The organism is Capnocytophaga catalasegens, assembly GCF_026005215.1.
In the GTDB taxonomy this organism is placed as follows: domain Bacteria; phylum Bacteroidota; class Bacteroidia; order Flavobacteriales; family Flavobacteriaceae; genus Capnocytophaga; species Capnocytophaga catalasegens.
Window position 1 is genome coordinate 1 of the sequence record NZ_BPMA01000013.1, and the last position, 8,963, is coordinate 8,963.

7 protein-coding genes and 1 pseudogene are annotated in these 8,963 nt (G+C 36.0%); all 8 read left to right on the forward strand.

What is annotated here, in order from left to right; translation table 11 throughout:
• Positions 1 to 163 precede the first annotated feature (163 nt).
• Positions 164 to 745 carry a hypothetical protein gene (locus OO775_RS03565; RefSeq protein WP_264845640.1) on the forward strand — a complete coding sequence of 194 codons (582 nt, stop codon included), beginning with the start codon at positions 164 to 166 and terminating at the stop codon, positions 743 to 745.
• Between the two features lie 740 nt (positions 746 to 1,485).
• On the forward strand, positions 1,486 to 2,046 hold the full coding sequence (locus OO775_RS03570) for a hypothetical protein (protein ID WP_264845641.1): 561 nt from the start codon (positions 1,486 to 1,488) through the stop codon (positions 2,044 to 2,046).
• Positions 2,047 to 2,550: 504 nt separating this feature from the next.
• Complete coding sequence (locus OO775_RS03575) at positions 2,551 to 3,564, forward strand: leucine-rich repeat domain-containing protein (RefSeq protein ID WP_264845642.1); 1,014 nt, start codon at positions 2,551 to 2,553, stop codon at positions 3,562 to 3,564.
• 2 nt (positions 3,565 to 3,566) lie between these two features.
• Positions 3,567 to 4,259 (forward strand): PDDEXK nuclease domain-containing protein, encoded by a 693-nt coding sequence (locus tag OO775_RS03580; RefSeq protein ID WP_264845643.1) that lies wholly within the window; start codon positions 3,567 to 3,569, stop codon positions 4,257 to 4,259.
• Positions 4,260 to 4,459: 200 nt separating this feature from the next.
• Positions 4,460 to 7,212 (forward strand): annotated as a pseudogene (locus tag OO775_RS03585) (substrate-binding domain-containing protein).
• A gap of 83 nt (positions 7,213 to 7,295) precedes the next feature.
• Positions 7,296 to 7,961, forward strand: a complete 666-nt coding sequence (locus OO775_RS03590; protein WP_264845644.1) for an SIMPL domain-containing protein — start codon at positions 7,296 to 7,298, stop codon at positions 7,959 to 7,961.
• 118 nt (positions 7,962 to 8,079) lie between these two features.
• Positions 8,080 to 8,646: a DUF937 domain-containing protein gene (locus OO775_RS03595; RefSeq protein WP_264845645.1), complete on the forward strand. Its 567-nt coding sequence runs from the start codon at positions 8,080 to 8,082 to the stop codon at positions 8,644 to 8,646.
• A 141-nt stretch (positions 8,647 to 8,787) separates the two neighbouring features.
• The coding region (locus tag OO775_RS03600; protein WP_264845654.1) for a zinc finger CCHC domain-containing protein at positions 8,788 to 8,963 on the forward strand (176 nt) is incomplete at its 3' end.

Sequence of the window (8,963 nt, forward strand, 5' to 3'; positions counted from 1 at the left end):
CTTATCGCGTTGTGCTTTAAAATGATTGCGACAATCTGCTTCTGTACCGAAATGTGCCATGAAACTGAAAATATTCATAACTACTGATTTTGAAGCAAAAATACAAATTTATTTTTAATTGCGGATATACAATGATTTTTTAATATTAAAAAGAGAAGGTACTTTGTACACATACATAGATGAAGAGTTAAAAATCTCCCTCCTCTGGCAAAAAGACCTTAGCAAAATCACAAGTTATACAGAATGGGATGGCACAGAAGAAAAAGGAGAGATAAGAGAAATTTATTCATACAATGACACGCTTATCGTTCTTACTCAGGTGTTTATTCTTAGAATAAATTTACAAACAGGTGATATAATTTATTCGTTGCGTTTACCAGCTGGGCTTATGACTTTGTCTATCGAGAGAAATAAGGCTTATGGTTGCTATGGTTATCATTATATGGAAATTGATTTAGAAAAAGGTGAGTTAATCAATTTCGTTCGTATAGAAAATGCTTTATTAAACGGACAAGAATACAACGCCATTATGAATAAAGCCAGTTATAAAGATGGTTTTGTTTTTCACGGATTGCGTTTAGAGGGCAGTCAGTATGCCGTAGGAGCTATAAACACGCAAACAGGCAATCGAGAATGGATAAGTCCTTTGAGTGTTAATATGGTAGAAAAAATAGAATTTCACAATGATAAAATGTTTATTTCTGATACTGGCGGGAATTTGTTTATTTACGAGCGGGAAATTTGAGTCCGCAGTGGAGTTAGATTTGGGCGACGGCATTACCAAGTTGCGTAAATATGACATTGAAATGAATAGTAGTGTAAAATTAGAGTTTAAGGTTTTGTCAGACTGAAAACCCTTCTCGATACAATTCGCTCCACTTCGTTGCACAAATAACTCGAAGTGACGGAGGAAAATAATTATCTTTGATAAATTTCCACTACCATTCCCCCTTTGAAGGGGGGGGTAGGGGGATGTTAGAGCGTTAAACGCAATGTTAGACTGAGCAAAATCGAAGTCTAAAGGGAGCAGGGGGATGTAATTTTTAGCAAAAAGCTATAATTTTGAAATTTTAATAAATATAGCTTGTAATTCTTAAAAAGAAATAATACATTTGCAGCGTCATTATAAATAAAAACTACCAACTAACTCAAAAAAGTGATGAAAAATTTGTGTAATACACAGAAAATCAGTATCTTTGTAAGTACCAAGGCACAGCACGTGTCTTAAACAGCCGAAAATAGATTTATCATATAATAATGGTATCAATCCGTTTGGTGGAGAACGCTCTCTACCAAACGGATTTTTTGTTTTCTGTTCAGAAATAAACCAAAGGAAAATAGTGCAAAAACTATAATGCAGGGAAATAAGTAATTATTGTTAGGTTGAGCGAAGTCAAAACCTCGTAATACGCTCTGTTACAACTTCATTTAGCCCAACCCTAAAATAACCTTGCACCGATTAAGTAATTTATAAAACTAAATAAAATGGCAGAGTCAAAAAATAACATTATCACTCACGGATTGAGTGGCAAGGTTGGCGATATCTTAGTATTCAGCCAACGCAACGGCAAAACGATTGTCTCAAAAACACCTCAGAAAAAGGCAATCACTTCGGACAAAGTAAAGGAACAAATGGGCAAATTTCAACAGGCAACCATCTATGCCAAAGCAGCCCTGCAAGATACTTCGCTCAAAGACCAATACGCCCAACAAGCCGCAAGGAAAAAGGAGGTAACAGCATACAATGTTGCCGTAGCTGATATGCTCCAAGCACCTAAAATTAAGCAGATTGACCTTTCGGGGTATACGGGACAAATAGGCGATACTATCCGAGTACGAGCCTATGACGATTTCAAGGTAGCATCGGTAACGGTACATATTTACAATGCCGATGGTTCGCTGGTGGAAGAGGGCAATGCGGTAGAAAACGGCTTGGACTGGGTCTATACTGCTACCCAAATGAATGCTGACCTTTCGGGGGATAAGATTGTAGTTCGAGCAACGGATATTCCGAATAATTTAACAGAGAGTGTTAAAAATATCTAAATAGACTTTGTTAGGGTGAGCTTGGGTAGAGCTTGGGTGGACCTCGGATCGATACTGGGTTGATAACGGAGTTTTAATTAATAATATTTTAACAAAAACTTCCTTTCGAGAGAGTAAATCCCCCTTTGAAGGGGATAGGGGATATTAAAATGTTGTCAGGCTGAGCGAAGTCGAAGCCTAAATTAGTATTGAGAACAAAAGATAAACCCCTTCTCGATATGATTTGCTCCACTCCGTTACACAAATCACTCGAAGTGACGGAAGAACCAAGTAGGGGCGACCCGAACAAAGTGAATCGACGGAGCAATTGCATACGCCCACAAAGGAACGTAAAACATCGCAAGGGCATATGCAATACGCCCCTACAACATTAAACATTGAACATCAACAAACATTGAACCTTGAATCTTTTAATCATTAAATCTTTTAATTTTTAAATGTAAATAAAAAACGGCGTAACCCGAAAAGCCAATAGAGTAGGGATAATTTAAATTTTATATAACAATGAAGAAAATAGTAATGTATGTAATGGCACTGATTTTGGCAGTAGCAGTAGGCGGTTGCACTAAAGAAGGTCCCGCAGGGAAAGATGGAATCAATGGAAAAGACGGACGTGATGGCGTCGATGGAAAAGATGGACATAACGGAAATGTAATCATTACTGGGAACGGAGTGCCTGACAGAGGTTTGGGAAACATTGGCGATTATTATTTTGATCGCATTACAACCAATCTTTATGGAGCAAAAACAGAAAATGGTTGGGGAATGCCTATTTCTCTGCAAGGATTAAAAGGAGATGCTGGACAAAATGGGACAAACGGAACAGATGGCTCAAAAATTCTTTCGGGAACAATTCCTCCGACTAATAATGTAGGAAATATAGGGGATTGGTATATTGATACACAGGCAGGACGGCTTTATGGAGCAAAAACTTTCATAGGTTGGGGAATGAGTATTGCTTTAAATAATACGTCTGCAAATAGTAAAGCCGATTTTTTAATAAGTGATGATGGAACGACTTTATTGCAATGGCGAAATAAAAATTCAACCTCTATTGATATGACTACTATCCCCGAATTGGCAAATGTAACCAAAATAGGAAACAGAGCGTTTTATGGATGTATGGAGGCAACAACCATAAAACTAACAGATAAGATTACCTATATAGGGCATTATGCTTTTGAACAATATAGTAGGTTGGTAGATTTACACATTCCTAAAAATGTTACTCATATAGGTACTTGGTTTATACAAGGAACTAAGAAATTGACAAGATTCTATGTAGAGGCGGAGACACCTCCTACTCTTGTAAGTGTTGACATAGCGGGTTATGGTGATGATTATCGTTTTGGCTACTACACATATATAAAAGAAATATACGTTCCTGCAAGTAGTTTGGATACATACAAAAACAACCCTCAATGGAAAGAGTTGACAGATATTAAAGATTGCAATTATGACCAAACGGAAGGTAAAATGATTTGTACTATTACAGGCAGTAAACTAAAATCACTATAACAATGAATATTGAAATATTTAAAAAGTATTTAAAGCAAAGAGGTTTTGCGGAAAGTTCTGTCAAAAATAGAATCTCTAATTGTTTGAAAATAGAGAGTGCTTATAATGAAGATTTGGATTTAATGTATAGTAAAGATGGATTTCAACAATTATTGCGTGATTTAGAATATACCACAGAAGATAGTCGTAATAAACGTAAGCCCAATCATAAAATTCCAATTGAAGGAGATATTCGTAATGGTTCAGCAACCTATAAATCGGCTTTAAATCTTTATAAAGAGTTTAAAGAAAGTAATTTTGTTGTAGAAGATGAAGAATTTGCTTTTTTCAAATACGAAAAGGATTTAGAAGACGCTATCTGTAAAGATATTAAGAATTTATTTCCTGATTATGGATTTGTTAAAAATCAATATCGATTATCAAATGAAGAAGGTAATAACATCATTGATATATTGCTTCAAAATAAAGTAGATAAACATTTTCTTATCGTAGAGATAAAAGCCAACGAATTAGATGAAAAAGCATTTGCACAGATAAGCCGTTATATAACCATTTTCAAACAAAATAATCCTAATACAGAAGTAAAAGGTTGTTTGATAGGAAGTGATTTTTCTGATTTATTTGAGTCAATTGTAAAATCTTCTAAATACTCAATTGAGGTGAAAAAATATCAAATGAAAATCAATTTGTTATAATTTCTACACGATACCAAAAAATAAGTAAATTTAAAAAGGTTCAAGATAACTTGAGTCTTTTTTTAGTTTCAAGAGGAGCAAAAAATCTTTCGCCCTTGGCAAGATAACGAATTTGGCATACTTGATTTTTGTGATTTGAGGCATTTAAACACTATTTGCTATTTATTTTTTTCGTACATTTGTAACCAAAGTGATTCCGTATGAGGCTACGACAGTTACATATATTTCTGATTATCATATCTTTATTTATTAGTGGATGCGAGCAGAAGAAGCGTTCGCCGTTTGTCATAGGGGTTTCACAATGCAGCGATGACCTTTGGCGAGAGACGATGAACCAAGAAATAAAACGCGAAATAGCTTTTTATCCACAAACGGAAGTCATCATCAAAAGCGTTAAGGATGATACTCAGAAGCAACTCGCAGATATTGAGCAACTTATCTCTGAGCAGGTCGATTTGCTCATCATAGCTCCCAACGAGTCCAAAGCATTTTCCCAAGTGGTACAAAAGGCACAAAATCAGGGAATTCCCGTAGTGCTTATCGACCGAAAAATCGAAACCGATGATTACACGGCATACATCGGGGCGGATAATTATCAGATAGGCAAAGAGGCAGGTTTGTACGCCGCTTCGGTACTCAAAGGCAAAGGGACAATCGTGGAAATACGTGGCTGGAAGGGTTCTACCCCCGATTTGGAACGTCATTTGGGCTTTGTCGATGGATTGAAAAACTTTCCTGATATTCAGATTCTTACCCAAGTTCAAGGCGATTTTCTCAAAGAAAAGGCAAAAGAACAAATGACTGACATCTTTCAGAAATACAATAACATTGACCTAATTTTCGCCCTTAACGACCGAATGGCTTTGGGAGCTTACCAAGCATCGTTACAATTTAGCGGTAAAAAGCGTTTCATTATCGGAGTAGATGCACTTCAAAATGAGGGAATTAAGCATATTTTGGAAGGAAAGCAAGACGCTTCGTTTTTATATCCGACTGGGGGAGATAAGGTCGTAGAACTGGCAATGAAAATTCTGCAAAAAAAGCCTTTTTCAAAAGAAAATACACTGCATACCACCGTAGTGGACAAAAGTAATGTACGTGTTTTGCAACTTCAAACCGAGCAAATTGCCGAAAAACAAGCCAAAATTGACCAAATCAATCAGTCTTTGAATGCAAGTTTGGCAAGATATGCGAATCAGCGGACACTTTTTTACATTGCCATTATCGCAATCGCGTTAATTACGCTGTTTTTTCTGATTGCCGTATATGCATATCGCACAAAAAGCCGAGCTAATAAGCATTTGGAATTGAAAAATCTAAAAATTCAGCATCAGGCGGATATTCTGAAAGAACAAAAAGAGCAATTAGAGCTTATTTCGCACCAATTGGAAGAAGCTACACAGGCGAAATTGGTGTTTTTTACCAATATTTCGCACGAATTTAAAACTCCGCTTTCGCTTATTTTAGGCCCCGTGGAATCGCTTCTGACAGATACGAAACTGACCGCTCAGCAACGCGAGTTACTATTTCTTATTCAGAAAAATAGCCATCGGTTATTACATTTGATTTCCGAAGTTATCGAATTCCGTAAGCTCGAAAACGGAAAAATGCAAATGTACTTTGTGAAAAGCGACATTAAATCGTTTTTAGAAGGGATAAATCCGCTTTTTAGCAATTGGATAAAACAAAAGCGAGTTGATTTTGAGTTTTTTTCGGAAGAAAATACGCTCGAAATGATTTTTGACAAAGAAAAAGTAGAGAAAATATACTTTAATTTGGTAGCCAATGCCTTGAAATTTGTCAATTCACAAGGAAAAATCAAAATTTATATCAGAAAAGAGAAGGGAAATGTTTATTTGTCGGTTTTCAATACAGGTTCGTTCATTCCTGAGGACAAACTCACAGATGTTTTTGACCATTTTTACAAAATCGACCCGAGCAGCGAAGGTACGGGAATAGGATTGGCACTGACGGCTTCGCTTGTGGCGGCTCACAATGGGCAAATTTCTGTCCGAAGTTCTGAAAAAGAAGGAACGACTTTTGAGCTTTGGCTTCCGTTGGAACAAAACGAATTGTCGAGCGATTTTTACGAATCAGGATATATCCAAACGCAAACAAAACTTCTTGCTCAGGCACCTGCCCTGACATCGCTTCTTTCAGAAGAAACCATTTTCACCTCTGAACCGACCAAAGAAAATGATAAACCGCTTGTACTCATCGTGGAAGACAACGCCGATATGCGAAAATTCGTTTGTCATATATTGCATTCCGATTTTAATCTGATTGAAGCCAACAATGGCGAAGAAGGATTTGAGAAAGCCAAAAAATACGTTCCTGATTTGGTTATTAGCGATGTGATGATGCCCAAAAAAGACGGCTTTGAGTTGTGTAACTTATTGAAAAATAATATATCTACGAATCATATTCCCGTTGTTTACTTACGGCATATTCGCTAGATGAGCAGAAGCAAATCGGCTTTGAAAGTGGAGCCGATGCCTATGTAGCAAAGCCTTTTAATGCCAATTTGTTGCTTATTCGTGCGCGGAAATTGATAGAAAATCGCAAGAAAATACAGGAACTTTTCTCGAATCATTTGTTTGAGCCAACCAAAAAAAAATCGCTCGGAGCGGTGGAGGATAGATTTCTGGCTGATTTCCGTAGGTATGTAGAAAAACATTTGGTTAATCCAGATTTGAATGTAGATGAATTGGCTGATTCTCTGGGACTTTCACGCTCGCAACTCTATCGGAAAATAAAATCTTTGACCAATTATTCGCCTAACGAACTTATTCGCATCGTTCGTGTGCAACAAGGCAGACAATTGTTACTTCAGAATACCAAAAGCATTTCGGAAATTGCTTACGAAATAGGATTTTCTTCGCCTTCGTATTTCACCAAATGCTTTAAGGATTTTTATCACGAAAGTCCGAAAGATTTTTTGGAAAGAGTATAAATTATTCTAATAATCATAAGAAATTGACTTTGGCATATAATTTGTTATTGAACGATTACAAATTTTTAAACCAAAAAGTAAAAATGAAAAAATATGCGTTGATTTTATTTAGTGCTGTAGGTTTTGCACAACAAACACCCAATGTAACTGTAATCGGAGAAGGAAGTGTATCAGCTATTCCCGATATTATCACGTTTTCGGTTTCCGTAGAAACTGAGGGCAAAACTCCCAATGATGCTAAAAAAGGGAATGATCAAGCTGTACGAAAAATTATTGATTTTCTACAATCACAAAAATTGTCTGCCAAAGATTATCAAACCAATTATGTTAATTTGTACAAAGAAAGAAAACATTTTTCAGAAAAAGCAGCAGACGAATATTTCGTTGCGCGCCATCGTATGACCATTTCACTCACCGATGTAAAAAAATACGATGACCTTATCGTAGGACTGCTCGGCGCAGGAATTACCCATATTGACAGCATTGATTTTGGTTTTTTACAAAAGGAAAAATATATGGAACAAGCACGTATCAATGCAATAAAAAATGCTAAACAAAAAGCTGAAACATATGCCAAAGCATCATCGGTTAGTCTGGGTAAAGTGCTTTATATTACCGAAAATTACAGCAATTCATTTGAGCCAGCACCTTACGATATGGTGCAAGCCAAAGTAGCTATGGGCTCAACTATTGCCATAGGCGAACGTGAACTGAAAGCTCAGGTGAAAATGGTATATGAACTCAAATAATTCATAAAAAAATAAGTATTTTAAAATTATATTAGCTAATAGAAAAAATTTATACAAATAGTTGTTTTTTGTATTTGTTTTTGCTTATTTTTGCCTCAAAATTTTAAAAAATAAAAGAATGTCAAGTATTTTAGATTCCCTTGGTGGTTCACAACTTATTGACGGAATAACCAAGCAAACAGGAGTTTCAGTAGAGCAAACTTCATCAGTCCTTAGTATGGCATTGCCTTTGCTTATGGGGGCTATGCAGAAAAATAGCGAAACTGAACAAGGTGCTTCAAATCTATTGAACGCTTTGCAAAGCGATAAACACAACGGAAGTTTACTGAGTAATATCGGGGGCTTTTTGGGCGGAACAAATTCTGATTTAACTTCAGATGGTGCTGGTATTTTAGGACATTTACTAGGAGATAAAACTGCTTCGGTTGAAAATGCTATTAGTACTAAAACGGGAGTTTCTTCTTCAGTTTCTCAAATATTGAAAATGGCAGCTCCTTTTCTGATGAGTTTCTTAGGAAAACAAATCTCTGATAACAAAGTGAATTCTGCTTCGGGTTTAGGGTCAGTATTAGAAAGTGTATTGGGTAGCAAACAAGGAGGAAATATGCTTACTTCTCTATTAGATTCTAACGGAGATGGAAATATTCTTGGAAGCATTGGAAGTTTATTTGGTGGAAAGAAATAACTTTTCATATATAACAAAAACAAAAGAAGTTGTCTTTAAAGGACAACTTTTTTGTTTTTACTTGTTTTTCAACTAGCTAAAAAAGCTGTATTTTTGCCTTGAATTTAATAATTTTATATATTTACCTCAAAATCAGTAGTTATGAATATTTTCAGTTTCACGGCACATTTCGGTACAGAAGCAGATTGTCGCAATCATTTTAAAGCACAACGCGATAAGGTAGGCATCGTTTGCAAAAAATGCTCAGGTACAGCACATTACTGGCATAAAAGCATTTGGACATACGAATGCAAAAACTGCAAAAGTCGCACCTCACT

What these genes read in the sequence shown, in the direction of transcription:
- OO775_RS03580 (WP_264845643.1), top strand. Translation starts at nt 3,567, where the DNA reads ATGAATATTGAAATATTTAAAAAGTATTTAAAGCAAAGAGGTTTTGCG.
- OO775_RS03575 (WP_264845642.1), top strand. Translation starts at nt 2,551, where the DNA reads ATGAAGAAAATAGTAATGTATGTAATGGCACTGATTTTGGCAGTAGCA.
- OO775_RS03595 (WP_264845645.1), top strand. Translation starts at nt 8,080, where the DNA reads ATGTCAAGTATTTTAGATTCCCTTGGTGGTTCACAACTTATTGACGGA.
- OO775_RS03570 (WP_264845641.1), top strand. Translation starts at nt 1,486, where the DNA reads ATGGCAGAGTCAAAAAATAACATTATCACTCACGGATTGAGTGGCAAG.
- OO775_RS03590 (WP_264845644.1), top strand. Translation starts at nt 7,296, where the DNA reads ATGAAAAAATATGCGTTGATTTTATTTAGTGCTGTAGGTTTTGCACAA.